The following is a 22,303-nucleotide window of genomic DNA, read 5'->3' as shown; positions in this document are numbered from 1 at the left end:
GTCACAACTCCCGTACGGACAGCAGGGATGCGGCCCGGTCCCAGCTGATCACCGGGCCGTCGCGGCACAGCAGGACACCACCCAGCTGGCAATGACCGCAGTGTCCGGTGGCGCAGCGCATGTTGCGCTCGAGCGAGACCCGGATCCGGTGCGCGGGAAGCCCGCGGTGCAGCAGGTCGCGCGCGGTGGCGCGGATCATCACCTCGGGGCCGCAGACGTAGGCCGTGGTGTTCCGGGGCTCGAACCGAGCGCCGTTGAGCAGGGTGGTGACGATGCCGACGTGGCCGCGCCAGGCGGGGGAGGGGCGGTCGACGGCGACGGCGCAGTGCAGCGGACCGTGAGCCGTCGTCCAGGCATTGACCTGGCGGGCGTAGGGGAGGTCGTCGGGGCTGCGCGCGCCGACCAGGAGGTTGAGCCGCCCGTACGCGTGCGGGGCGGCCAGTGCGGAGAGCACCAGCGGTCGCAGTGGGGCGAGACCTATCCCGCCCGCGATGACGAGCAGGTCGTGCCCGACTGCCCGGTCGAGCTCCCAGCCGGTGCCGAAGGCGCCGCGCAGTCCGACCTGGGCACCCGGCCGGAGCGCGCACAGCGCCGCCGACACCGCCCCGACAGAGCGCACGGTGTGGACCAGCTCGTGATGGTCGATGCGGGACACCGAGACGGGGATCTCCCCGACCCCGAAGGCGTACACCATGGCGAACTGCCCGGGCGTGAAGGGCGCGAGCGCCGCCGGGCCCGCCGGTGCGAGCGTGAGGCTGACCGTGTCGGCCGTCTCTTCGCGCACCCGGGTCACCTGGTACGGCAGGGGGACATCTGTCATGGTTGGCCGCCACTGCCGTGCGGGCCGTACAGATCGAGCAGACGGATGCGGGACGCGTGCAGCCGGTGGGCGACCACCCGGCCGACCCAGACAGCGATCGCGCGGCCGAACTCGGGGTCCTGCGCACACAGCGCCCGTACGGCGTCCGCGTCGAACTCGTAGGCCCGCACCGGACTCATGGCCTCGGCGCCCAACTGCCACAGGTAGGGCGGGAAGTGCCAGGACCAGCCGACCAGTTCGCCGTGTCCCAGTGATTCGATGACCGCGGCGCGCCGGCCAGGCACGTGCAGGTCGAGGGTGACCGTCCCGGTCCGGATGATCCAGAACCGGTCCGCGCGCCGGCCTTCCTCGAACAGGCGGGTGCCCGCCTCGAAGGAGACCTCGCGGGCGATCCGCATCAGTCGTTCGCGGTGTTCGGCCGGGAGAGCGGCGGCCAGGATGGTGGCGGATGTCATCGCTCCGGCTCCCTTCCTTGGTGTTGTCGCAGACGGGCGGCGAGCTCGTCGTGGAGCGCCGTCGCCTCCTCGGTGATGTCGATGCCGACCGGGCACCAGGTGATGCAGCGACCGCAGCCGACGCATCCGGTGCTGTCGAACTGCTCGTGCCAGGTGGAGAGCTTGTGGGTGAGCCACTGCCGGTAACGGCTGCGTGGCGAGGAGCGGACCGGGCCGCCGTGCAGGTGGGAGAAGTCGAGGTCGAAGCAGGAGTCCCAGCGCTGCCAGCGCTCGGCGTGGTCACCGGTGAGGTCGGTGACCTCCTCGGTGGTGGTGCAGAAGCAGGTGGGGCACACCATGGTGCAGTTGCCGCAGGTCAGACAGCGGGCGGCGACGTCGTCCCAACGCTCGGCGTCCAGGCTCTCGCCCATCAGCGTGCGCAGGTTCACGGGCGGCATGGCCCGGCCCATCCGGTCCCGGGCGGCGTTCACCGCGTCACGGGCCGCGGTTTTCGTCCCGGGGTCGGCCGCATGGTGGGGGACACGGGAGAGGAGCTCGTCCCCGGCCGCACTGCCGACACGGACCAGGAAGCGGTGACCGGTCTCGTCCACGAGCTCGGTCAGCGCGAGGTCGAAACCCGCGTCGGCGCCCGGACCGCTGCCCATGGAGACGCAGAAGCACGTGGCGCCCGGTTCGGTGCACTCGGCCACGATGAGGAACGCCCCTGCCCGCCGTTCCTGATAGCCGCTGTCCTGGTAGCGGCCCCCGGTCAGCACCCTGTCCTGGATCGCGATGGCGCGCAGGTCGCAGGGGCGCACGCCCAGAAAGGCGTACGACGGCGACACGGCCTGCTCCTCGGTGACCGACAGGTACCCGTCCGGCGTACGGTCGGCGCTCCACAGCTTCTCCCGTTCCGGGTGAAGGAACGCCTTCCAGGACTGTGAGCCCGTGGTGTGCGCGAAGGCCGCGCCGTCCGCGCGGGGTACGAGCCGGTAGCGGCCCGCCTCGACCTGGGTGCCCCAGCCGAAGGGCAGCTGATCGGCCGAGGCGAGCTCCGCCAGGACTACGGCGCCGTCCCGTACGGTCGGGCCGACGACCGTGCGTCCCTGCGCGCCCAGTGTCTTGACCAGGGCGTCGAGCCCGGTCCTGTCCAGGACGGCGCTCGTGCTGCTGTCTGTCATCGTTCCCCTCCGGAAGGCCGTGGGGTTGCTGATCTCAGCGTGTGCGGGAGTGGCGCGGCGCGCCACGGGCCGCCCGGGCCTGATGGGGGGTCGTTCGGCCCAAGTCGCAGGTGGTGCTCGTTCGGACACTGGCACGTGCCCGCTCGACAGGGCCCGCCCAGCCCCGTCCCGGGGCGCTTCGGCCCATGGCGCCGTGTCCGCGTCCCCGCAGGCTGGAAACCACACACCGGGTCGCGGCGGCGCAAGGCGTGATTGCCCTCTGCCTCCGGGAACGGTCCTGGCCACGGCCGTCGAGCCGGCCCGGGACCTGGACCGGCTGCCCGGCCGGGCCCGGCACAGCAGGACGGGAAGGGCTCCACCCGCTTCTCGCGGATCCTGATTGCGCGGTGCGCGACCACCGGCCGCTTCTCCGCGTCTTTTCGGGTCCTTCCCGTCACCATCAGCAGACCACGCGGACCGCGCAGCCGCCAGGGCCGATCGGCCCCATCCCGGAGGAGACCGACTCCATGAACTACGGCCGAACCACGTCCGTCGGCCCAGGGGCTCGTACGCCCCCGGGCAAGGGCCGTTCCAGACCTGTGTTCGGACCGGTCGGCTCATGTGGCCCGACCGCTGCCGGAGTTGGCTGGGAGTGAGGAGAACGACTCCGATCCGAGGGGAGTGAGGACAGTGGGTACGAGTCTGACACCGGAGTTCTGGGAGCGGTTCGCCGTGCTGCTGGTCGCGGCCATGGGCGTGACCTTCGTGCTCACCGCGGCGTTCGACGCGCTCGCCGTGCGGCTGCTGAGCCGTCGCGTGCGCAGGCCGCCGACGCGGGTACCGCACCGGCCGGAGTCCACGGACCACCGGATCTCCGTCCGCAGTTGAAGGTCCTCGCTGTTCTCTGCTGAGCTCGACAGCCGTTGGCAGGGCCCGGTCGTGAGAGGTGTGACAAGCGCAAGTCCCGGGCGGGGAGCGCCAAGGGCACCGCGCCGCAGTCCGATGGCATCCGCGCGGCCGGCTGCCAGGGAGACCGGGCGCCGGCCGCGCGGTGTCGACGTCGTCTGCTTCCCGCCGAGCGGCGGCTGGTGATCGCCACCGAGCGCGCCGGGCCCCGTATGGCGGCCCTGCACAGCCTCGTCGGACTCGACGTCACGACGGCGCGCAACCTGCCGGCCGCCTCCGGCCGACCGGTGTCGTTCACTGCGTTCGTCGTGGCATCCATGGCTCGGGCGGCGGCGCTGCACCCGGACGCGCAGACCCACCGGAACTGGCGCGGCTGCCTGGCCGTCATCACCACGTCGACGTGACGACGCTGGTCGAGGTCCCGACGGGGCAGAGGCCCTTCGCCCTGCCGCACGTCCTGCGGGACGCCGACGTACGCGACGTCGCGTACCTCACGGCACAGTTGCGAGCCGTCAAGGCCGACCACACGGCGACCGGCCCTGGGCATATGTTCGACCGCTTCGGGAACACCCTGACCCGGGTACCCGGCCTGGCGCCGGCGATGTACGCGCTGCCGGCCCGGTCCGTACGGAACTTGCGGTCACCGTCGACGACAACGTGGTCGACGGTGCAGCCGCCGCCCGTTCAATGGCCGACCTCCGCCGCCTCGTCGAGACCGCCGAGGCGCTGCTGGGCGACTCCCCTCCCGGGTGAAGAGCATGGCCTCACGGCCCCGAGCGATGATGCGGGCTGCTCGGTGACGGGCACCGCGACAACGGGCATCGTTGCGTGCCGCAGGCACTCGCGGCCGACTGTGCCGATCGCCGGCAGCCCCCCTGTTTGTGCGTTGTGCGCCCAAGAGCGAGAAGGAGGGCGCCCCGCGCGGTCCGCACGAGCACCCGCGCGGGTGGTCCCTCCAGCAGGACGGCGCGTACGGCACCGTCGATCCGCGGGCCGTACACCTCGCGCAACGTCTCGGAGAGCAGCCGCGCGGCGTCCTCGCGCTGCTCGGCGACCGTCGGACGCGCCGAGGCGGGAGCGTAGGGGGCGAATCCTGGACCGGCCGGTTCCCAGGCGTGCACAGCGACGACCTCCGCATGCAGGGCATGGGCCTGGTGGCCCAGCGCAGGGCGGCCATGGACGCCGCGGATCCGTCGACGCCCACCACGATGCCCTTGCCGGCGGCAAGTTGGGTCATGACAGCCTCCCCGGAGGTTCGTTTCAGTACAGCGATGCGGGCCGGCTCAGCGGTACGGCGGTGATGACACCGGCGTCGAGCAGTAACCCGAGGGACAGCCAGGGGTTGAACCAGAGTGCCTTGAGCACCATGCCGACGCAGGCCGCAGTGAGGGCCGCGACCGCGCCGAGGGCGTGATCAAGTCCCGGTGTGCGGCCCTGACTCGGTTCGCGTTCCGCAGGGCGAGGCGGACGGCCGGGATCGCGGAGTCATGGCCAACGCTCCCTCCGAAGCCTTGAGTTCAGCGTCCTCCGGAGGGTCTCGGGGCCACATGGTATGGGCGGGCACGTGGTCGGGCCGAGTGGCCGTCACCGATCCTCCGTCCGGACCGGTAGGGGCTCTCCCAACTCGCCCTCCACCGCGTCCGCCATGGCTCGCAGCACCTCGAGCGTGCGCTCGGCCTCGGCCTCGTCGACCTCGGCGATGGCGAAGCCGACGTGGACGATGACGTACATACCGACGCCCGCCGTCGGCGTGTACTCCAGGCACACCTCGCGGCGTACGCCGCCGAAGTCGACCGTGCCCATCAGTACGCCGGCGCTGTCGCTGACGTCGAGGATCCGGCCGGGGATGCCCAGGCACATTGCGCTCACCTCTCCTTCGCGAGCAGGGCGGATGCCACCGCCGCTTGCCCGTAGCTGATGCCGCCGTCGTTGACGGGGACCGTGTTGCCGGTCAGGACCCGCAACCCCTGGGCGCGCAACAGGCGGCCCACATCGGCCAGCAGGCGCCGGTTCTGGAAGCAGCCGCCGCCCAGGCACACGGTGTGCGGGGCGCCGGCGGCGACGGCACGCTCGACCAGCGCCGCGGTGACCTCGGCGATCGTGGTGTGGAACGCGGCGGCGAGGCGGGTGACAGGGGCGCCGTCGGCGAGTCCTTCGAGGAGGGCGGTGAGCGTGGGGGAGGGGTCGTACACCCACAGGCCGTCCGCCCGCGTCAGCCGCCAGGGCAGCGCGTCGGCGCGCAGCGTGCCCGCGGCGCTCTCCAGGGCGATGGCCGCCTGCCCCTCGTACGAGACCGTGTCCCCCAGGCCGAGCAGACTCGCGGTGGCGTCGAACAGCCGTCCCGCGCTGGAAGCCGGCGGGCAGTTGACGCCGCGCTCCACCAGAGCACGCACCGTGCGCGTCTCGCGCCCGTCGAGGCGGGCGGTGAACGGTCGCGTGAGCCAGGGCGCGGGCCGGAGGACGCCCAGCGGCTCCAATCCGTGGAGGTAGCCGAGCGCCATCCGGGCGGGGTGCCGGACCGCGGCCTCCCCGCCGGGCAGCGGCGCGTGCGCGAATCGTCCCACGCGGCGGTAGCCGGTCAGGTCGGCGACCAGGATCTCGCCGCCCCAGAGGGTGCCGTCGTCGCCGAGACCGAGACCGTCGTAGGCCACGCCGACGAAGGGCCCGATGAGTCCGTGCTCGGCCGCTACCGCGGCCACGTGCGCGTGGTGGTGTTGCACGGGGATCCGGTGCTCGACGGGCTGGGCGTGTGCCCACTGCGTGGAGAGATAGCCCGGGTGCAGGTCGTGGGCGATGGCGCGGGGGACGATGTCGGTGAGATGGGTGAGATCCGCGTACGAGGCCTCGAAGGCGTCGTACGTCGCTGCGTCCGCCAGGTCTCCCGTGTGCGTCCCGATGTGGGCCCGGCCGTGTTCGGCCAGCGTGAAGGTGTGCTTGAGCTGGGCGCCGGCCCCGGCGAGGGGGAGGGCAGTGGGGACCGGCAGCGGAAGGGGCGCGGGGGCGTATCCGCGCGCCCGACGGAGTACGAGGGCGCTGCGGCGGAGGGTCTGGACGACGGAGTCGTCGTATCGGGCACGGATCGGCCGGTCGTGGGTCAGGAATCCGTCCGCGACCGCACCGAGCGACAGGCGCGCCTCGGCGTCGTCGACGGCGATGGGCTCGTCGGCGAGATTGCCGCTGGTGACGACGAGCGGTCGGTCCAGCTCGCGCAGGAGAAGGTGGTGCAGTCCGGTGGTGGGGAGGAAGAGGCCGACGCGGTGGGTGCCGGGGTGGACCTCCGGCAGGTGCGACCGTGCGGCGACCAGGACCACGGGCCGCTGCGAGGATGTCAGTACGTCCCGCTCCGTGGCGCCGATGCGCGCCAACTGCCGAGCCGTCGCGAGATCGCGCACCATGACGGCGAACGGCTTGGCGGGCCTGTGCTTGCGCCGCCGCAGCCCGGCCACCGCCACCGGATCGGTGGCGTCGCACACCAGCTGGTAGCCGCCGAGTCCCTTCACCGCGACGATGCCACCATCCGTGACGACCTCCACCGCGGCCCGCAGCGCCGCTTCTCCCGTCAGGTCGTCCCAGGCCAGACGAGGACCGCAGACGGGACACGCGAGCGGCTCAGCGTGAAAGCGCCGGTCGGCGGGGTCCGTGTACTCGGCCGCACACCCGGAGCACAGCGGGAAGCGTCGCATCGTGGTGCGTTCGCGGTCGTACGGCAGTTCCTCGATCACGGTGGCTCGCGGGCCGCAGTCGGTGCAGTTGATGAACGGGTAGCGGTAGCGCCGGTCCTCGGGGTCGGACAACTCCCGCAGACAGGCCTCGCAGATGGCCGCATCCGGCGGGATCTCGCGCGGTGCGGCGGACGAATCCGCCTGGCTCGACCGCACCATGAACCCGCCACCGACGAGTGCCTCGTCACCGGCCACGTCGGTCACATCGATGCGGCGGACGGCGGCCAGCGGCGGCGGACGGTCGCGGAGACTCGCGACCAGTTCACCCAGGGCCGCGTGGCGACCGGAGGCGGTCAGTTCCACGTGGCCGTTGACGTTGGACACCCAGCCGTCGAGGCCGAGCGCGGTCGCCGTCCGGTGGACGTACGGCCGGAAACCGACCCCCTGGACCCGGCCGAACACCTGGATGTGCCGCGTGATCCGCCCGCTCATGGCACGTCCTCCGGCCTGCCCGAGCGGTATCGCTCGATCTCTTCCACCACGCTGCGCGCCAGGGCGTTCACCTGCGCCGCCACCGGGGCCGACAGGCCGGTACCGAGGGTCCCGTCGGCGCCCTCGACGGCGTACACCACGAGCCGTCCCGGCAGCCGGCCCAGGACGCGGGACAGCTCGACGGCCTCACCGAGGCCCAGGCCGTGCGAGCTGGTCGTCCCCACCTGCACCGGACGGGTGCCGTCCAGGGCGAGGCGATGGACGCGACCGGGGTGCGGCGGATGGGCGTGCCCGGCGTCGAGGACGATAGCGAGATCGGCGTTCTCCCAGAGCCCGAGCAGCCGCCCCGGGTCGCCGTCGCAGGTCTCCAGGACCGTGCCGGGCGGGAACGGGTCTCCGCTGCTCGAACGGAGTGGAGAGCCTGGGGAAGAGCGGCCGATCGAATGCTCCTTGAGGCGCGCGATCACGGCCCAGCCCACGCCGTCGTCGTGACGGAACTCGTTTCCGACACCGATGACCACGATCCGGAGGGCGTCAGCCATCTCCCCGCTCCCTCACTTGGGGCTACGCGACACTTCGGGCTGCGCGATCATCCTGCGGCTCCGACGACGCCCAACGGCATGGGCCGAACGTCCCCGACGGGGGCCGAACCGCCTCTCCTCCCGTCCGGCATCCAGTGCGACCGTGAGGGTGAACCTTGTGCTGCACGTCGTGGCAGCCCGACGAAAGGCGGTGGGGAAGATGGAGCTCCCCCTGGTCGTGGGCGTCGACGGATCGGATTCCAGCCTCCTGGCGGTCGACTGGACGGTGGACGAGGCGGCCCGGCGCGGTCTGCCACTGCGCCTGGTGTACGGCTCCCGCTGGGAGCGCTACGAAGGTGCCACACCGGCGAGCGGCCTGGAGCGCCCGTCCGAGCGCGTGATGGCTGAGCACATCGTCGGCTCGGCGGCGGAACGCGCCCGACGGCGCAATCCGGACGTGAAGGTCTCCACCGACATCGTCCCCGAGGAAGCGGCGTCCGCCCTCCTGCGCGAGGGCAACAACGCCGCCGTCCTCGTGACGGGATCGCGTGGTCGCGGAGAGCTGAAGGGCTTGCTGCTCGGCTCGGTCGGCCTGGCCGTGGCCGCACGCGCGCACTGCCCCGTGATCGTGGTCCGTGGCGACAAGGCCGGCCTGGCCGGCACGCACGAGCGGATCCTGCTCGGCGCGGGAGACCCCGCCACGAGCGGTGAGGCCGTACGGTTCGCCTTCGACGAGGCCGAGGCCCGCGCGTGCACCCTGGATGTCGTACGCGCCTGGCGCCGTCCGGCGCACGAGAGCACCGACCACCCCGCGACGGCCGACGAACCAACGCGCCCCTATGAGGAGCGGGCGTCCGCCCTGCTCGACACGCTGCTCCACGATGCGATGGTCGACCACCCGGGTGTCCGGGTACGTCGCACGACGGTCGAAGGACCGGCCCGCGCGGTGCTCCTGAACCGCTCGGCCGCCGCCGACCTCGTGATCGTCGGAGCCCCGCGCAGGCAGGGCCACTTCGGCCTGCAGATCGGCCGGGTGGGGCACACGCTGCTGCACCACGCGGAGTGCCCGGTGGCGATCGTGCCGCAGCGAGTGTGATCGGCCGACGGCCGACGTGTGGGAGGAGCGCCCGTGACCGTCCACTTCCGCACGGCGCGGCCACCCGAACCGAGCTTCGAGACGGGTGATCACCGACCTGGCCGAGGGTGCACGCCGCCAAGCATGGGCCGGACGGTCCTCGGCGAGGACCTGTAGCCCCTGCCCGTGCGTCGGGCACAGCGCCACGCTTGTACCGAGGAGTGGACCGAGCGCCGGAGGTGCGCGTCATGCTTCTGCCCGTTGCCGTCGGAGTCGATGGATCGGCCGAGAGTCTGGCCGCTGCCGAGTGGGCGGCCCACGAGGCCGTGCGTCGTGATCGACCACTGCGTCTGGTGCACGCCTGGAACTGGCACCCCCGCCAGACGGACGGCGAGATCGCGAACGCCGCCCAGCGCCATCTGGCCCTACGTGCCCTTCGTCGGGCAGAGGAACGTGTCCGCGCCGCGTGCCCCGGCGTCCGTCCGTACGACGAGCAGGTCGAGGGCCCGGCGGCCACGGCCCTGTTGACGGCGGCCGAGCGGGCCGACCTGCTGGTACTGGGCTCGCGCGGACTGAGCGGCTTCACGGGATTCCTCGTGGGTTCGGTCGCCCTGGACGCGGTGGCGCGGGCCACGCGTCCCGTGGTCCTCGTACGAGCGGGTGAGCTAGCGGAGGGCGAACACCTCCCGGCAGCCGACGGGAGCGCGTCCACGAGCAGCGGCTACCGCGACGTTGTGTTCGGCATCGATCTCGGCGACGCGTGCGACGAGGTGATCAGGTTCGCCTTCGAGGCGGCCCGGCTGCGTCACGCACGGCTGAGGGCCGTGCACGCCTGGCAGGCGCCGTCCCCGCTCGGCCTCGGCCCCGGCGATGTCGGCCTGGTGGACGGCCCCCAGCGGGCGGACGAATGGCTGGGTTTCCTGTCCGGCGTACTCCAGGTGTGGCGCGACAAGTACCCCGACGTGGAGGTCCTGGAGTCGGTGGCGGAGGGCAAGGCCTCGGACGTGCGCATCCCCGACGCCGAGGAGCACGCACGGATGAGGGAGGTGACGCAGCGGGAGCTGACGGCGCTGCTCGACCCGTGGCGTGAGAAGTTCCCCGCCGTGTTCGTCCGAGAGACCCTCTACGAAGGGCGCCCGGCCCATGTCCTCGTACGGGCCGCACAGGGGGCGGGCCTGCTGGTGGTGGGCCATCGCAGGCGTCGTACCGCGGTTCGGCCCGCACACCGGCCCGGTCGCCCACGCGCTGATCCACCACGTGAACCGCCCGGTCGCGCTGGTCCCGCACGACTGACGGGCGTTCGCCCGGCGCCGGTGCCGGACGGGCCCCGGGCGCTACCGCGCACCGGCACTCAAGATCCGAGGAAGTGATCCGAGATGTACTGGAACACACATGACATGAGCGGCTGGGGCTGGTTCGCCATGTCCTTGAGCTCCATCGTCTTCTGGGCACTGCTGGTTGCCATCGCCGTCCTGCTCTTCCGCACCGTGAACCGCGGTCCCAGGGGCACGAACCCCCCTCGCTCCGAGGTCACCCCCGAACAGCTGCTCGCCGAGCGGTTCGCCCGCGGAGAGATCGACGAGGACGAGTACCGGCGCCGGATGGCCGTCCTGACAGCGGACAACTCCGGCCGGACCGAGCACTCGCCCCGACCTTGATCGTCCTGACCCTGATGGTGAGGAGGCGCAATCATGGTGCGACAGGGCCTGCCAACTGCACGATGTCGTCGGCAGCCACATCGTGCAGCCGGATGGCGAGGTCCTCCAGGGCACGGCTGGCGGCGAGTTCGTCGCCGATCTCGGGGATGGGCCGGTCGATCGGATTGCGCCGGGCCACGCCCCTGCCCGTGACGGTCGATGTGTCGCGGGTGGTCAGCACGGCACGCGCGTGCGTGTCGTCGCCTTCCTCCGAGATGTAGATCTGCACGGTCCACTGCTTGGCTTCCATCGTGATCACTTCCGTGCGCGGGTTCCTCACTACTTCCCAGCCTGCGCCGCTCACCGTGGCCGGTCCAGAGCCGAACGGCTTCCTCCGGCCGTGGCTCGGCCGTGCGGTCATCCGGCACGGGCCGCTCGGTCCGGGCGGGGCACATGCGGCCCATCCCCCGCACCAGTGGGAGAGGAGGACCATGAAGGAAGGAAGCTCTCCAGAAAGGGCGGCTTCGCTCATGACCGTCGTCGGCGTACGCCCCAGCCATGCGTCCTCCTATTTGGTCCGCGCGGCCGTCACCGCGCCCTCGGTGTACAACACGCAGCCCTGGGCCTTCGTCGCGGAGGAACAGGACAAGGGCATCGAGTTGCACGCGGACCTCACCCGCCGACTCCCGCTCACCGATCCGTACGGCCGGGAAGCGGTCATCAGCTGCGGCGCGGCCCTGTTCAACGTTCGCCTCGCCATGCGGCATCTGGGCTTCACCCCGGTTGTCCGGCCCTTCCCGCACCCGCAGGACTCGTCCTTCCTCGCCCAGGTGACCTGGGGGGCCTACGGTCGGCCCAGCCACGACGAGCAACGCATGTACGGTGCTCTGCGCAGGCGGCAAACCGTGTGCGGGCCGTTCCTGGCGCAGCCGCTGCCCTCCTCCCTGATCGACGAGTTGCGTGAGCAGGCCCGCCGTGAGGGCGCCACCCTGCACTGCCTCGACGACACCACGAGTCGACAGCATCTGGCCGAGCTGGTCCGGGCCGGCGAAGACGCCCGCCGGACCGATCCGGGGTATGCCGCCGAGCAGTCCCGGTGGACCTGGGGAATCGCACCGCCGCGGACCGACGGGGTTCCCGCCGACGCGGACGTCATGCGCCCGGACTGCACGTCGCTCGTCGGACGGGACTACTTGGGTCTCACCCGGATGTTCCCCGCGCCACCCCGTCGGTGGCCCGCGCGGACGGGACCGGTCGCCGTGATGAGCACGGACCGCGACGACCGACCGGACTGGCTACGGGCCGGTCAGGCCCTGGAGCGCGTCCTACTGTACGCGGCAGCCCACGGGGTCATGGCGGCCTTCCACACGCAGCCTCTCGAACTCCCGCCTCTCAAGGCACAGATCCGCCGGACGCTGACCATGGGAGAGTTCCCGCAGATGATTCTTCGCCTCGGGTACCCGCCATGCATCCGCCCTCTGCCCCGACGCCCTGTCGAAGAGGTGCTCACGACGAGAGATTCCCGACCCTCGTGAACCGTCTCGTCGGCGAGCGTGGACGGCCCTGACGCCCACTCGCGGGAGGGGCGTCGGGGCGCGTTCGCACCACGGACCGGTGGCCGTACGGCACTCGCCGTAGGCCGTCCAGCGGGAGCCGGAAGGACCGTTCGGCCTCGTAAGATCCACTGTAGCCAAGGGAGTTGACTGGGCCTCAGCACGCCTCACCGGCCGTGAGCCGGTGCCGCAGGGCCAGCGACGCGAGGGTGAGGAGCACGGTCGCGAAGACCGCGAGGACGACGCGGTCGCGCAGGATCGCGACCAGGCCGCCGTCCCTGGAGAGCAGCGTGGTCCACCCGCCCACGGCCCAGGCCTGCGCACCGCGTGCCCCGCGGTGCGCAGCCGGCCGGGGACGAGGGCCGGCGGTCACATGCATCCGCCGAGCATGCCGAGCTCAATGCCGATCGAGGGGCCGACGGCGTGCACCTGCAGCCCGTTGCCGCCCGCGCTGGTCCAGGGCTGCTCACGGCGCGAGGGAGAAGTAGTTCTCCTCCTCCTGCGTGAAGTGCAGCCGCAGCACGGTGTGCAGCCCGTAGAGACAGGCACGCAGATCGTCGAGCTGTTCGGGTGCCGGACCGCCGGCGGCGTCGGCGAGCGTGAGGTGCATGGCGATGCGCCGGGCCAGTCGTTCGATCTCGGCATGAGCCCGGCTCATGGTGGCGGTCGACTCGGGTCCACCGAGGGCGGGCGCGAGTGCGGGATAGAGCTGGTGCTCCTCGGCGTACTCGTGCGGCAACAGACGCTCGGTGAGCAGCCGGTGCGCCTCTCCCACCGAGGCCAGCGCTTTTGGCCCGGGGCTGTCCGAGAGGCGATCGGCGGCATCGCGTACGGCTTCGAGGACATCCTGAAGATCGTCGTGCTCGGCGGCGAACCGGTGGATGAGCGCCTCCGTGGCGGGTTCGAGCGGCAGTGCTGTCGCGTGGTCGACGCGCAGGGCACGCAGCGCGTTCAGGATCACCACGACGTCGATGCCCTCCTGGAGCAGGGCGCCGACGGCCGGAGGGAGCAGACCGAAGGCGGCCGCGACCATGGCCGCGAGCGACATCACCATGCCGCCGAGCGCGCTCTGCACGGCGATGCGCCGCGAGCGTACGGCGATGCCGACGGCGTCGGCCAGACGGTCCACCCGGTCGGTGGTCAGGACGATGTCGGCGGCCTCGGAGGAGGCCGTGGAGCCGCGCGCGCCCATGGCCACACCGACATCCGCGGCGGCGAGCGCCGGGGCGTCGTTCACGCCGTCGCCCACCATCACGGTGACCGCACGGGCCCGCTCGGCGCGCACGGCGGCGACCTTGTCCGCCGGGGCGAGCTCGGCGCGCACGTCGTCGAGACCGAGTACGGCAGCGACCTCGCGCGCGGGCTCGGGCCGGTCGCCGGTGAGCATCACGAGCCGCTCGATGCCCGCCGCACGCAGACGGCGCAGGGTCCGGGGCGCGTCGTGGCGCAGCGGATCGCGCAGGAGGACGGCACCGGCGGGGTGGCCGTCGACGGTGAGCCAGGCGACGGCCGCCCCGTCGAGGAGGGCGCGGTTGTCGGCCGCACGGGCCCACGTCGGGCTTTCGTCGTGGGTGTCGACGCGGCCGATGGTCGTCCTGCGTCCGCCGACGGTGCCGGTGGCGCCCCGGCCGGGCTCCTCCGACACGTCCTCGGGCACGGTCAGATCGAATCCGCGCTCGCGGGCCGCGTCGACGATGGCCCGTGCCAGGACGTGCGGGGAGTACTGGTCGAGCGAGGCGGCCGAGCGTAGTACCTCTGCCGGTGTCCAGCCCGGCGCCGCGAACACGTCGAGCACGCGCGGACGGCCGCCGGTGAGGGTGCCGGTCTTGTCGAGCAGAAGGGTCCGGGCCCGGCCGAGATTCTCCAGTGCGCCGCCGTCACGGATCACCACCCCGAGGCGGGATGCCCGCGACAGACCCGAGACGATGGCCACCGGTGCCGCGAGCAGCAGGGGGCACGGAGTGGCGACCACCAGGACCGCCACCGCTCGTACGGCGGAGCCGCTGATCAGCCAGGCGAGCCCCGCCGCTGCCACGGACAGGGCCAGGAACCAGGCGGCGTAGCGGTCGGCCAGCCGCACCACGGGAGCGGATTCCGCTCCGGCCTGCCGGGCCAGCCGCACGATCTCGGCGTACGTGCTCTCCTGTTCGGTCGCCGAGGCCCGCATCTCGAAGGCGCTACCCGCGTTGACCACACCGCTGCGCACCGTCTGACCCGCCGCGCGCTCCACGCTCCGGGATTCTCCGGTCAGCACCGATTCGTCGAGTACGGCCGTGCCGCCGACCACGCGCCCGTCGACGGGGACGACCTCGCCCGGACCGACGACGAGCAGATCCCCGACGACCACCTCGGCCAGCGACACCGTACGCACCTCGGTGCCGATGCGACGGCGGGCGGTGCGCGGCGCGTGTTCCAGCAACGCCCGCAGGTCGTGGGAGGCGCGCCGCTGGGCCGCGGCCTCGAGTGTGCGACCGGTGGCGAGCATCAGCGCGATCAGGGCACCTGCCAGGTACTCGCCCACTGCCAGGGTGCCGCCGAGCGCCAGGACCGCGATCAGGTCCACACCCGCGTGGCCGTGCCGTAGCGCGTCCAGCACCCAGCCGACCGCGGGCGCGACGGCCACGACGGTACCGAGTCCCCAGCACAGGTCGGCAAGGTCGGCAGCACCGAGGAGCCAGAAGACGCCTCCGGCCGTCAAGGCGGCGGCCGTGACGGTCAGGAGAACCGGTTCCAGCTTCGAAGGAAGGGACAGCACCGTGACCAGATGGCGCAGCGGTTCTCGCGGGATGAAGCGGTCCATGGCAGTCCTCACTGGAGCACCGACGGCACCTCAGTCGTACGGTACGTATGCGCTCGCGCTGTGTTCGAGGAGGGCCGCGGAGGCGCAGGAACGGAGCAGGAGCATGGGCAGGCGCCTCTCCAAGGCCTCGTCGGCGGCCCACCTCGCGGCCGTCATGCTTGCGGGGGATCTGTCGAATGCGACCACAACAGGTCCGGTCATGGCACACCTCGTGTGTCGGCGCGGCAGGCTGGGACAGGGTCCGACAGCCGCGGACGTGCTCCCCTTCTCTTACTTCCAGGGTGGTGGCCCGACGGCCTCCGGCGCGACGGCCGGATGGCGCGCTCGTGGGGGCCATCCGGCTCTGTTTGGGTGGTCCGAGGGACGCATCGGCAACCGCGCAATCAGGTAGCCGTCCGTTTCGATGACTTGCTGCCCATCGAAACGGTGGTGACTCCCATGGAGGTGGTCGGGTTGCAGGGAGTGCACCATCCACAACGTCACGGAGCCGGCGGGGGCCGCGGCCAGTGCCGCGTCCGTGGCCTGTCCGACCGCTGGATGGGTCAGTTCGGATCGTCCGAAGCGGCGGTTCCGTCGAGGTCCAGGAACAGGGATGGCATACGGCGAGGTGTAGTAGGTCCTTCTGGGCCGTATCCGAACCGGATGAGCATCTGAACGGGATCGAAGGGCGCTGTCGCGCTGCGTAGGTCGTTCCGTAGGTCGGGCCATTCAAGTGCCTGATGCAGGAGCGACGTACGCAACCGGTGCGCCGTCGCCACGAGCAGGACGTGCTGAAGTGCCTGTCCGGCGCGCAGCCAATCGGTGCGCCGGTCGTGGCCGGTGCTGAGTGACGCGAGCGTGGGCGTCCGTTCAAACGGCCGGGACGGCAGCTGCTCCACGGACCGTCGCGCGGTGAAGTCGCGCATGGGCAGCTGTTCGAAGGCGTCTTGAGGGCCGAGTGCGGAGGAAGGAATTCCCGTGTTCTCGAACTCGTCCCGGCTCGCCCACCGGCGGCTTTCCGCGCTGCGGTCCGCGTCGGCGCGATTGCGGTGCTCTGCGTCGGCAGTGACCCGCAACAGCCGTGCCGTCTCGTGTGGTTCGGGCACGATGAGCGTGGCACCTTCGGTATGGGCGGCCTCGGCGAGTTCGCGGAGGACGGAGCCGGGAAGCCGCTCGTCGGAGAAGGGGAATCGGCTGCTGTGCCTGCGCCAGATCGACTCGTACAGGTCTGCGCCATGGACTGCACGGGGGCCGGCGCGCTGAGTTATGTGCACCGAGGCGAGCAGACCGGGGTCGTGGGGAGCCGGGAGCAACCGGGTTACCGGCTTCCATCCGAAGTGGGTCACCGCGACCCGCAGGTTGAACAGGGCCGCACCGGCCGCGATGTGCAGGGCCCGGCCGTGCGGATCCTCGTGCGGCAGTCCCCGCTCGGCGATGGCGTGGATCTCCATGGTGGACGAGTCGGGTTCGAGACGGAAACGCCAGGGCTGCGTGTTGTGCATCGACGGCGCCGCGATGGCGGCCGAGATCAGCTTCTCCAACGTTGACGGGTCCAGATATGTCGCGGACATGAGGACCTCTTCCTGGACGGTGTGCGCTGTGGAGAGTGCGAATGCCCTCAGCGTGCGGACGTGAGTAGCGCTCAGCGAGGGGCCGTCCGGACCCAATGAGGGGCTGGGCGGCCATCTCGCTGCACAGACCCCTGCCGAGTGGTCCCTTTCGCTCCGGAGCTTGGCCTGGAGGTCCCCGCGGGAGTGCCTGGTCGGCCCCTTCCGGCGTGTCGGGCGACGGTGGGACGTTCCTGGCAGCACACAACCGAGGGTGCTGTCGGTACGGGGAAGGGGGTGTCCACCGATGGCGAGTACACGTCGTACGAAGGTGACGCGGGTGCGGTTATGGCGTTGGCGGCGCAATCCGCTTCGGCGTCACAGTGATTGCGTTGAGGCCTGGATCATACTTGCCACCTGGGCATTCGTCCTTCTGGTGGGCGCGCTCGCAGGCCAGGCGACGGCAGCGTCCGTGGAACACGACCTTGCCGGGCAGCGCGCCGAGTTGCGGCTGCTTGCTGCTGCTCTGACCGAGAGCGCTCCAAAGAGCGCCCGAGTGTCGCCGTCCGGTTTCAAGAGTGATGGCAACGTGTGGGCGCAGGTGCGTTGGACAGCCATGGACGGTACGACGCACACGGGCAGGACAAGGGCCGAGCCCGGCCGGCACCACGGTCACCGTGTGGACGGACCGCACAGGTGAGTTGGTTTCGAAGCCGGTCACCGAGTCGGAGGCGCGATTGCGGGGGGCTTTCACCGGCGGGCTCGTTGGGCTGAGCGGCGGGGTCGCGGTGCTGGCCTGTGGACGGCTCGCACGCGTCTGCGTGGACCGGTGTCGTATGCGGCTGTGGGACGCGGAATGGGAACGGATCGCACCCAAGTGGCGTAGGACGACCGGCTGACAGAAAACGAAGACGGGTACCGGGACGATCGCCGCGTGCGGCACGTCTGAGCACGAAGTCAGTGATCGAGCATGGCCTCGTCTCAATTCGATGCGGCGCAGCTCGTCGAGGAGTTGTCGGGCCGACGACGTATCGTCGGCTTGCGGTCGGCATGGTGCTTCAACGCGATTCAGCCCTTGCAGCGTGTTGAGTGTCGGAGTCCCCGGAAAGCTGCCACTTCACGTCCACCACGCCCTCGACAGCCCGAACCGGACGGGTGGCCACCGACCGGATCGAGGGGTCGTCGGACTGCCCGGTCAGGGTGACCACGCCGTCGGCGACCTGCACGCGTACCGGTTCCTCTGGACCGGGGAAGACGTACGCGACCACCTCGTGGCGGATCTCTTCGGCGATGTCCTCGTCCGATCGCAGGAAGACTTTCAAGAGATCCGCTCGGCTGACGATGCCTTTGAGTATGCCTTCGTTGTCGATGACCGGCAGCCGCTTGACCTGGCGTTGGGCCATGATGCGCGCGGCCTGGGCAAGGGTGGCGTCGCCGTGCACCGTGACGGCCGGGGAAGACATCGGTTCCGTGGCGGTCACCGCCCCCGCCTTGGCGAGGTCGGACAGGCGGCGCAATTGCGTGAAGCGGTCCGGGTCGCTGTTGCGGAACTCTTCCTTGGGCAGCAGGTCGGCCTCGGAGACGAGACCGATCACCCGGCCGTCGCCCTCCAATACGGGAACGGCATTGACCTTCCACTCACCTCGTCTATGCCGTCGTCCTCATCGCCCTGGCGTTGGCCTCGGCGGGCGACACCCTGGGCGTCGGCAAGCTCTGGGCCAAGCTGCCGTTCGTCCGGAACAACGGCTGGCTGCGCCGACCATGGACGGGAGGGCGGCACCGGGACAGGGTTCCGTCCTCCCGCGCCGGCCGCAGGTCCATAGGGCCGATCGGTCCCTTCCGGGGACCTGCGGCCCCTGCACCACGAGCCCCCACGACACGACGCTGGAATCGGATCGCCCGATTCAGAAGGTGGAGACCATGACCCGCACCGTCACCGTAGGCCTCGACGGCTCGCCCGAGAGCCGGGCCGCTGCCGAATGGGCGGCCCGTGAGGCGAAGCTCCGCGGACTGCCGTTGAAGGTGGTTCACGTCTGGGAGCCGGTACCGGAGCCGATGGCGCAGGCGCCGCTCCTCGGGGCCGAGACGCAGCAGCACTGGAGCGAGCGAAGCGAGATGGGGGCACCCCCGGCCGAAGGCTGGGGGAGGATCCCTCGCGAAGCGGCCGACGGAATCCGGATGCGCCACCCAGGGGTCGAAGTAGTCATGGAGCAACTCTCGGGGCGGCCCGCAGAGGTGCTGCCGGGCGCCGCGAAGGACGCCGAGCTGCTGGTTCTCGGTTCCCGTGGCCTGAGCGGAGTGGGCGGTTTCATGGTCGGCTCCGTCGGCCTGGCCGTCGTGGCACATGCCGAGCGCCCCGTCGTCCTCGTACGCGCCGGAGAACAGGCCGCCGACGAGCACAGGATGGACCCGGCCGGCGTCCCTTCGGCTTCGGCCCCCTTCCAGCCCCTCGTTCTGGGGCTCGACGCCGCGAACCCGGACGACGCCGTGATCGGCTTCGCCTTCGAGGCGGCTCTCCTGCGGGGTACCTCGCTACGTGTCGTCCACGACTGGAACGAGCCGCCCTATATCGCGTACGGCTTGCCCCCGGATCTCGAAATGAACGCCCGGATCGCCGCTAACGAGGCCGCCGCCGTGACCGAAGTGCTGCGTCCCTGGCGGCAGAAGTTCCCGGCCGTGGAGATCGTCGAGGACTCCCTGTCCGGAAAGGCGGCCGATCACCTTGTGGACGCCTCGCGCGAGGCGTCCCTCGTCGTCGTCGGCCGCCGCATCCGCCGCGCCCCGCTCGGCGTCCACATCGGGCCCGTCACCCATGCCGTAATGCACCTTGCCACCGCCCCTGTCGCCGTCGTCCCGCACGAATGATCACCCGAGGAGACACATCCCCATGAAGGCAGCAGTGGTACGAGCATTCGGCGAGCCCCTGGTCATTGAGGAGCGCACGGTCCCCGAGCCAGGCCCCGGCCAGGTCCGCATCCGGGTGGAGGCCTCCGGGCTGTGCCACACCGACATCCACGCCGCGCACGGCGACTGGCCGGTAAAGCCGAACCCGCCGTTCGTGCCCGGCCACGAAGGCGTCGGCCTCGTCGAGGCCCTGGGCGACGGGGTCACGCACCTTGAACTGGGGCAGCGCGTCGCGGTGCCCTGGCTGGGCCAGGCCTGCGGACGGTGCGAGCACTGTCTCTCCGGCTGGGAGACGTTGTGCGAGCAGCAGATCAACACCGGGTACGGCTGCGACGGCGGGTACGCCGAGAAGATGCTGGCGTGGGCCGACTTCGCCCAGCCGGTGCCCGACGGGATCTCCCCCCTCGATGCGGCCCCGCTCACCTGCGCCGGTGTCACGACGTACAAGGCGCTCAAGGTCGCCGACGTCCGGCCCACCCAGCTTGTCGCCATCTCGGGTGTGGGAGGGCTGGGCCATCTGGCGGTCCAGTACGCGAAGATCGTCGGGGCCGCCGTGGCCGCGATCGACGTCACCGACGAGAAACTCGAGCTGGCCGCGGAACTCGGCGCCGACTTCGTGATCGACGCCCGTAAGGACGACCCGGGCGAGGTGCTCAAGAGGTACGGCGGTGCCCATGCCGCCATCGCGCTCGCCGTCAACGAGGCCGCCTTCTCCGCGGCGTACTCCGGGTTGCGGCGCGGCGGAAAGCTTGTGATGGTCGCCCTGCCGGCCCACGGAACGATCCCCGTGCCGATCTTCGACACCGTGCTGAACGGCACGTCGGTGATCGGCTCCATCGTCGGTACGCGGCAGGACCTGGCCGAGGTGTTCCACCTGCACGCGGCGGGCCGGACCAGGGTCATTCGGGAATCCCGGCCCCTGGCCTCGGTCAACGAGTCGATCGACGAAGTGCTGCGCGGCGAGGTCAAGGCCCGGATCGTCTTCGACTTCGGTGAAGGAAGGTGAAGAGCGTGGAGCTGCCGCTGGTCGTGGGCGTCGACGGATCCGGGTCGAGCCTGCGCGCCGTGGACTGGGCGACGGACGAGGCCGACCTGCGTGGGGTACCGCTGCGACTGGTCTACGCCTCGCTGTGGGAGCGCTACGAAGGTGCGGCCCTCGCCGAGGGGCTGGGCAGGTCCTCGGAGCAGGTCATGGCCGACAACATCGTCGAAGCCGCCGCCAAGCGCGCCCACTGTCGCAACGTCGGCGTGAAGATCTCCACCGAGGTCCTGCCCGACGACGCCGTGAGCATGCTGCTGAGGGAGGGGCACAGTGCCGACGCGCTGGTCCTCGGATCCCGTGGGCGCAGTGGCATGGCCGAGATGCTGCTCGGCTCGGTGAGTCTCGCAGTCGCTGCCCGCGCCGCCTGTCCGGTGATCGTGCTCCGAGGCAGCCACGACAACCAGGCAAGGGCTGGGACGCACCGGAGAGTCGTCCTCGGAGTCGGCGAGGACTCGCACACCTCGGCGGCCGCGCGCTTCGCCTTCCAGGAGGCGGAGGTCCGCAGAGCCGCTCTGCACGCCGTACGAGCCTGGCGCTGTCCCGCGCACGAGACCACGGACCACCCGTTGCTCACGGGAGAACCCGCTCGTCTGCACGAGCAGCGTGCGGTGGAGATCCTGGAGTCGGCGCTGAGCGAGGCCGCGGCGGATCATCCGTCCGTGGATCTGCGCCGACGCACCGTGGAGGGAACTGCCCGCCGGGTGTTGCTGGACGCATCTGCCGACGCCGATCTGCTCGTCGTCGGCGCGCGCCGACGCGAGGGCCACTTCGGGCTTCAGCTCGGCCGGGTCGCGCACGCGGTCCTGCATCACTCCGCGTGCCCGGTCGCCGTCGTACCTCAACAGGTATGAGCGGCTCAGAGGCTCGCCGCGTGATCGGGGACGTAGGTCTGCAGATCGCGCGGCGGGCGCACGTAGCGGGTCGACGGCGGCCGTGGCGGCAGCTCCAGAACCGGCGGCGGCACCTCCTGGTACGGAACGGAGCCGAGCAGGTGGGCGATCATGTTCAGCCGGGCCCGGCGCTTGTCGTCGCTCTCGACGACGAACCACGGGGCCTCCGAGATGTCGGTGTGCATCAGCATCGCGTCCTTCGCCCGGGAGTACGCCTCCCAACGAGTGATCGATTCCAGGTCCATCGGGGAGAGCTTCCAGCGCCGCGTCGGATCCTTCAGACGGCGCCGGAACCGGTCCTGTTGCACGGCGTCGCTCACCGAGAACCAGTACTTGCGCAGCAGAATGCCCTCCTCCACGAGCATCCGCTCGAAGATCGGGCATTGACGCAGAAAGAGCTGATGCTCCTCCTTGGTACAGAAGCCCATCACATGCTCGACACCGGCCCGGTTGTACCAGCTGCGGTCGAACAGCACGATCTCCCCGGCCGCGGGCAGATGCTCGACGTACCGCTGGAGTACCACTGCGTGCGCTCGCGCTCGGTCGGCTTGGGCAGCGCCACCGTCCGGGCGATCCGCGGGTTGAGATGTTCCGTGACCCGTTTGATCGTGCCGCCCTTGCCCGCCGCGTCCCGTCCCTCGAAGACCACCACGAGCCGGGCGCCCTCGGCCCGTACCCATTCCTGAAGCTTCACCAGCTCGGTCTGCAGACGCAGCAGCTCCCGCTCGTACGCCGCAAGCGGCAATGTCGCCGCCTTCTTGCCGGCCATGCCGCCTCCTCCGCCCGATGACTTACGGAGTGACCATGCCCAAGGTCGAACACCAGGACAGCACCGTACTGACCGATGAGGAACTGCGCACCCTGGACGCCCACTGGCGGGC

The 22,303-nt window shown here is 71.2% G+C and carries 19 protein-coding genes and 3 pseudogenes; 9 read left to right on the top strand and 13 right to left on the bottom strand.

Annotation, left to right across the window (positions count from 1 at the left end):
- Position 1: 1 nt before the first annotated feature.
- The 3 genes from ACIBK0_RS44530 to ACIBK0_RS44520 are packed head-to-tail and all read right to left on the bottom strand — an operon-like array spanning position 2 to position 2,435.
- Entirely contained in the window at positions 2-820 is an 819-nt protein-coding gene (locus ACIBK0_RS44530) for an FAD/NAD(P)-binding protein (RefSeq protein ID WP_399093812.1), read from the bottom strand.
- Positions 817-1,275, bottom strand: a complete 459-nt coding sequence (locus tag ACIBK0_RS44525; protein ID WP_399093809.1) for a Crp/Fnr family transcriptional regulator — start codon at positions 1,273-1,275, stop codon at positions 817-819. Before ACIBK0_RS44525 ends, ACIBK0_RS44530 begins: the two co-directional genes overlap by 4 nt.
- Positions 1,272-2,435, bottom strand: a complete 1,164-nt coding sequence (locus ACIBK0_RS44520; protein WP_399093806.1) for a 4Fe-4S dicluster domain-containing protein — start codon at positions 2,433-2,435, stop codon at positions 1,272-1,274. Before ACIBK0_RS44520 ends, ACIBK0_RS44525 begins: the two co-directional genes overlap by 4 nt.
- A gap of 669 nt (positions 2,436-3,104) precedes the next feature.
- Between ACIBK0_RS44520 and ACIBK0_RS44515 the strand changes: the two genes are divergently transcribed.
- Both ACIBK0_RS44515 and ACIBK0_RS44510 read left to right on the top strand, forming a co-directional pair.
- Positions 3,105-3,302 carry a hypothetical protein gene (locus tag ACIBK0_RS44515; RefSeq protein WP_399093803.1) on the top strand — a complete coding sequence of 66 codons (198 nt, stop codon included), beginning with the start codon at positions 3,105-3,107 and terminating at the stop codon, positions 3,300-3,302.
- Positions 3,303-3,502: 200 nt separating this feature from the next.
- On the top strand, positions 3,503-3,724 hold the full coding sequence (locus ACIBK0_RS44510) for a hypothetical protein (protein ID WP_399093800.1): 222 nt from the start codon (positions 3,503-3,505) through the stop codon (positions 3,722-3,724).
- 1,180 nt (positions 3,725-4,904) lie between these two features.
- Here ACIBK0_RS44510 and ACIBK0_RS44505 read toward each other — a convergent pair.
- From ACIBK0_RS44505 to ACIBK0_RS44495, 3 genes are read right to left on the bottom strand one after another with little or no spacing between them, the layout of a single operon-like run.
- Positions 4,905-5,180, bottom strand: coding sequence for a HypC/HybG/HupF family hydrogenase formation chaperone (locus tag ACIBK0_RS44505; RefSeq protein WP_399093932.1), 276 nt, complete (start codon positions 5,178-5,180; stop codon positions 4,905-4,907).
- 5 nt (positions 5,181-5,185) lie between these two features.
- A complete protein-coding gene (hypF, locus tag ACIBK0_RS44500) occupies positions 5,186-7,474 on the bottom strand; it encodes a carbamoyltransferase HypF (protein WP_399093797.1) in 2,289 nt (762 codons plus the stop codon).
- On the bottom strand, positions 7,471-8,016 hold the full coding sequence (locus tag ACIBK0_RS44495) for a hydrogenase maturation protease (RefSeq protein ID WP_399093794.1): 546 nt from the start codon (positions 8,014-8,016) through the stop codon (positions 7,471-7,473). The genes hypF and ACIBK0_RS44495 overlap by 4 nt, the downstream gene beginning before the upstream one ends.
- 199 nt (positions 8,017-8,215) lie before the next feature.
- Here ACIBK0_RS44495 and ACIBK0_RS44490 point away from each other — a divergent pair, with 199 nt between their 5' ends.
- The 3 genes and pseudogenes from ACIBK0_RS44490 (at position 8,216) to ACIBK0_RS44480 (ending at position 10,728) form a co-directional block, all read left to right on the top strand.
- Positions 8,216-9,091, top strand: a complete 876-nt coding sequence (locus ACIBK0_RS44490) for a universal stress protein (RefSeq protein ID WP_399093929.1) — start codon at positions 8,216-8,218, stop codon at positions 9,089-9,091.
- 227 nt (positions 9,092-9,318) lie between these two features.
- Positions 9,319-10,363: pseudogene (locus ACIBK0_RS44485) on the top strand (universal stress protein).
- A gap of 83 nt (positions 10,364-10,446) precedes the next feature.
- Positions 10,447-10,728 (top strand): SHOCT domain-containing protein, encoded by a 282-nt coding sequence (locus ACIBK0_RS44480; RefSeq protein WP_399093791.1) that lies wholly within the window; start codon positions 10,447-10,449, stop codon positions 10,726-10,728.
- A gap of 31 nt (positions 10,729-10,759) precedes the next feature.
- Here the strand turns inward: ACIBK0_RS44480 and ACIBK0_RS44475 are convergent, their stop codons facing one another.
- On the bottom strand, positions 10,760-11,017 hold the full coding sequence (locus ACIBK0_RS44475; RefSeq protein WP_399093926.1) for a DUF1876 domain-containing protein: 258 nt from the start codon (positions 11,015-11,017) through the stop codon (positions 10,760-10,762).
- Positions 11,018-11,198: 181 nt separating this feature from the next.
- Between ACIBK0_RS44475 and ACIBK0_RS44470 the strand changes: the two genes are divergently transcribed.
- Positions 11,199-12,242, top strand: a complete 1,044-nt coding sequence (locus tag ACIBK0_RS44470) for an Acg family FMN-binding oxidoreductase (RefSeq protein ID WP_399093788.1) — start codon at positions 11,199-11,201, stop codon at positions 12,240-12,242.
- A 175-nt stretch (positions 12,243-12,417) separates the two neighbouring features.
- Here ACIBK0_RS44470 and ACIBK0_RS44465 read toward each other — a convergent pair whose 3' ends face one another.
- The 5 genes and pseudogenes from ACIBK0_RS44465 to ACIBK0_RS44445 form a co-directional block, all read right to left on the bottom strand.
- Positions 12,418-12,639 (bottom strand): hypothetical protein, encoded by a 222-nt coding sequence (locus ACIBK0_RS44465; RefSeq protein ID WP_399093785.1) that lies wholly within the window; start codon positions 12,637-12,639, stop codon positions 12,418-12,420.
- An 87-nt stretch (positions 12,640-12,726) separates the two neighbouring features.
- Positions 12,727-15,060 (bottom strand): heavy metal translocating P-type ATPase, encoded by a 2,334-nt coding sequence (locus ACIBK0_RS44460; protein WP_399093782.1) that lies wholly within the window; start codon positions 15,058-15,060, stop codon positions 12,727-12,729.
- Between the two features lie 30 nt (positions 15,061-15,090).
- The gene (locus ACIBK0_RS44455; RefSeq protein ID WP_399093779.1) at positions 15,091-15,216 is read right to left on the bottom strand and encodes a hypothetical protein; all 126 of its coding nucleotides are present in this window, start codon (positions 15,214-15,216) and stop codon (positions 15,091-15,093) included.
- A 386-nt stretch (positions 15,217-15,602) separates the two neighbouring features.
- The gene (locus tag ACIBK0_RS44450) at positions 15,603-16,610 is read right to left on the bottom strand and encodes an Acg family FMN-binding oxidoreductase (RefSeq protein WP_399093776.1); all 1,008 of its coding nucleotides are present in this window, start codon (positions 16,608-16,610) and stop codon (positions 15,603-15,605) included.
- 1,034 nt (positions 16,611-17,644) lie between these two features.
- Positions 17,645-18,226, bottom strand: a pseudogene (locus tag ACIBK0_RS44445) (CBS domain-containing protein); the annotation flags it as partial.
- Positions 18,227-18,506: 280 nt separating this feature from the next.
- On the opposite strand from ACIBK0_RS44445, the gene ACIBK0_RS44440 reads away from it, so the two are divergent.
- Genes ACIBK0_RS44440 through ACIBK0_RS44430 form a run of 3 tightly spaced genes read left to right on the top strand, consistent with a single transcriptional unit; the run spans position 18,507 to position 21,383 of the window.
- Positions 18,507-19,451: a universal stress protein gene (locus tag ACIBK0_RS44440; protein ID WP_399093773.1), complete on the top strand. Its 945-nt coding sequence runs from the start codon at positions 18,507-18,509 to the stop codon at positions 19,449-19,451.
- Between the two features lie 22 nt (positions 19,452-19,473).
- Positions 19,474-20,496, top strand: a complete 1,023-nt coding sequence (gene adhP / locus ACIBK0_RS44435; protein ID WP_399093770.1) for an alcohol dehydrogenase AdhP — start codon at positions 19,474-19,476, stop codon at positions 20,494-20,496.
- A gap of 5 nt (positions 20,497-20,501) precedes the next feature.
- Positions 20,502-21,383 (top strand): universal stress protein, encoded by an 882-nt coding sequence (locus ACIBK0_RS44430; protein WP_399093767.1) that lies wholly within the window; start codon positions 20,502-20,504, stop codon positions 21,381-21,383.
- Between the two features lie 5 nt (positions 21,384-21,388).
- On the opposite strand, the pseudogene ppk2 reads toward ACIBK0_RS44430, so the two are convergent.
- Positions 21,389-22,191 (bottom strand): annotated as a pseudogene (ppk2, locus tag ACIBK0_RS44425) (polyphosphate kinase 2).
- Positions 22,192-22,303: the final 112 nt, after the last annotated feature.

This window comes from Streptomyces sp. NPDC050564, from assembly GCF_044457265.1.
In the GTDB taxonomy this organism is placed as follows: domain Bacteria; phylum Actinomycetota; class Actinomycetes; order Streptomycetales; family Streptomycetaceae; genus Streptomyces.
This window is presented reverse-complemented; position numbering and strand designations above follow the sequence as displayed.

Excerpts from the sequence above, each read along its gene's own strand:
- ACIBK0_RS44530 (WP_399093812.1), bottom strand. The coding sequence starts at position 820 with ATGACAGATGTCCCCCTGCCGTACCAGGTGACCCGGGTGCGCGAAGAG.
- ACIBK0_RS44525 (WP_399093809.1), bottom strand. The coding sequence starts at position 1,275 with ATGACATCCGCCACCATCCTGGCCGCCGCTCTCCCGGCCGAACACCGC.
- ACIBK0_RS44520 (WP_399093806.1), bottom strand. The coding sequence starts at position 2,435 with ATGACAGACAGCAGCACGAGCGCCGTCCTGGACAGGACCGGGCTCGAC.
- ACIBK0_RS44505 (WP_399093932.1), bottom strand. The coding sequence starts at position 5,180 with ATGTGCCTGGGCATCCCCGGCCGGATCCTCGACGTCAGCGACAGCGCC.
- hypF (WP_399093797.1), bottom strand. The coding sequence starts at position 7,474 with ATGAGCGGGCGGATCACGCGGCACATCCAGGTGTTCGGCCGGGTCCAG.
- ACIBK0_RS44495 (WP_399093794.1), bottom strand. The coding sequence starts at position 8,016 with ATGGCTGACGCCCTCCGGATCGTGGTCATCGGTGTCGGAAACGAGTTC.
- ACIBK0_RS44490 (WP_399093929.1), top strand. The coding sequence starts at position 8,216 with ATGGAGCTCCCCCTGGTCGTGGGCGTCGACGGATCGGATTCCAGCCTC.
- ACIBK0_RS44480 (WP_399093791.1), top strand. The coding sequence starts at position 10,447 with ATGTACTGGAACACACATGACATGAGCGGCTGGGGCTGGTTCGCCATG.
- ACIBK0_RS44475 (WP_399093926.1), bottom strand. The coding sequence starts at position 11,017 with ATGGAAGCCAAGCAGTGGACCGTGCAGATCTACATCTCGGAGGAAGGC.
- ACIBK0_RS44470 (WP_399093788.1), top strand. The coding sequence starts at position 11,199 with ATGAAGGAAGGAAGCTCTCCAGAAAGGGCGGCTTCGCTCATGACCGTC.
- ACIBK0_RS44465 (WP_399093785.1), bottom strand. The coding sequence starts at position 12,639 with ATGCATGTGACCGCCGGCCCTCGTCCCCGGCCGGCTGCGCACCGCGGG.
- ACIBK0_RS44460 (WP_399093782.1), bottom strand. The coding sequence starts at position 15,060 with ATGGACCGCTTCATCCCGCGAGAACCGCTGCGCCATCTGGTCACGGTG.
- ACIBK0_RS44455 (WP_399093779.1), bottom strand. The coding sequence starts at position 15,216 with ATGACGGCCGCGAGGTGGGCCGCCGACGAGGCCTTGGAGAGGCGCCTG.
- ACIBK0_RS44450 (WP_399093776.1), bottom strand. The coding sequence starts at position 16,610 with ATGTCCGCGACATATCTGGACCCGTCAACGTTGGAGAAGCTGATCTCG.
- ACIBK0_RS44440 (WP_399093773.1), top strand. The coding sequence starts at position 18,507 with ATGACCCGCACCGTCACCGTAGGCCTCGACGGCTCGCCCGAGAGCCGG.
- adhP (WP_399093770.1), top strand. The coding sequence starts at position 19,474 with ATGAAGGCAGCAGTGGTACGAGCATTCGGCGAGCCCCTGGTCATTGAG.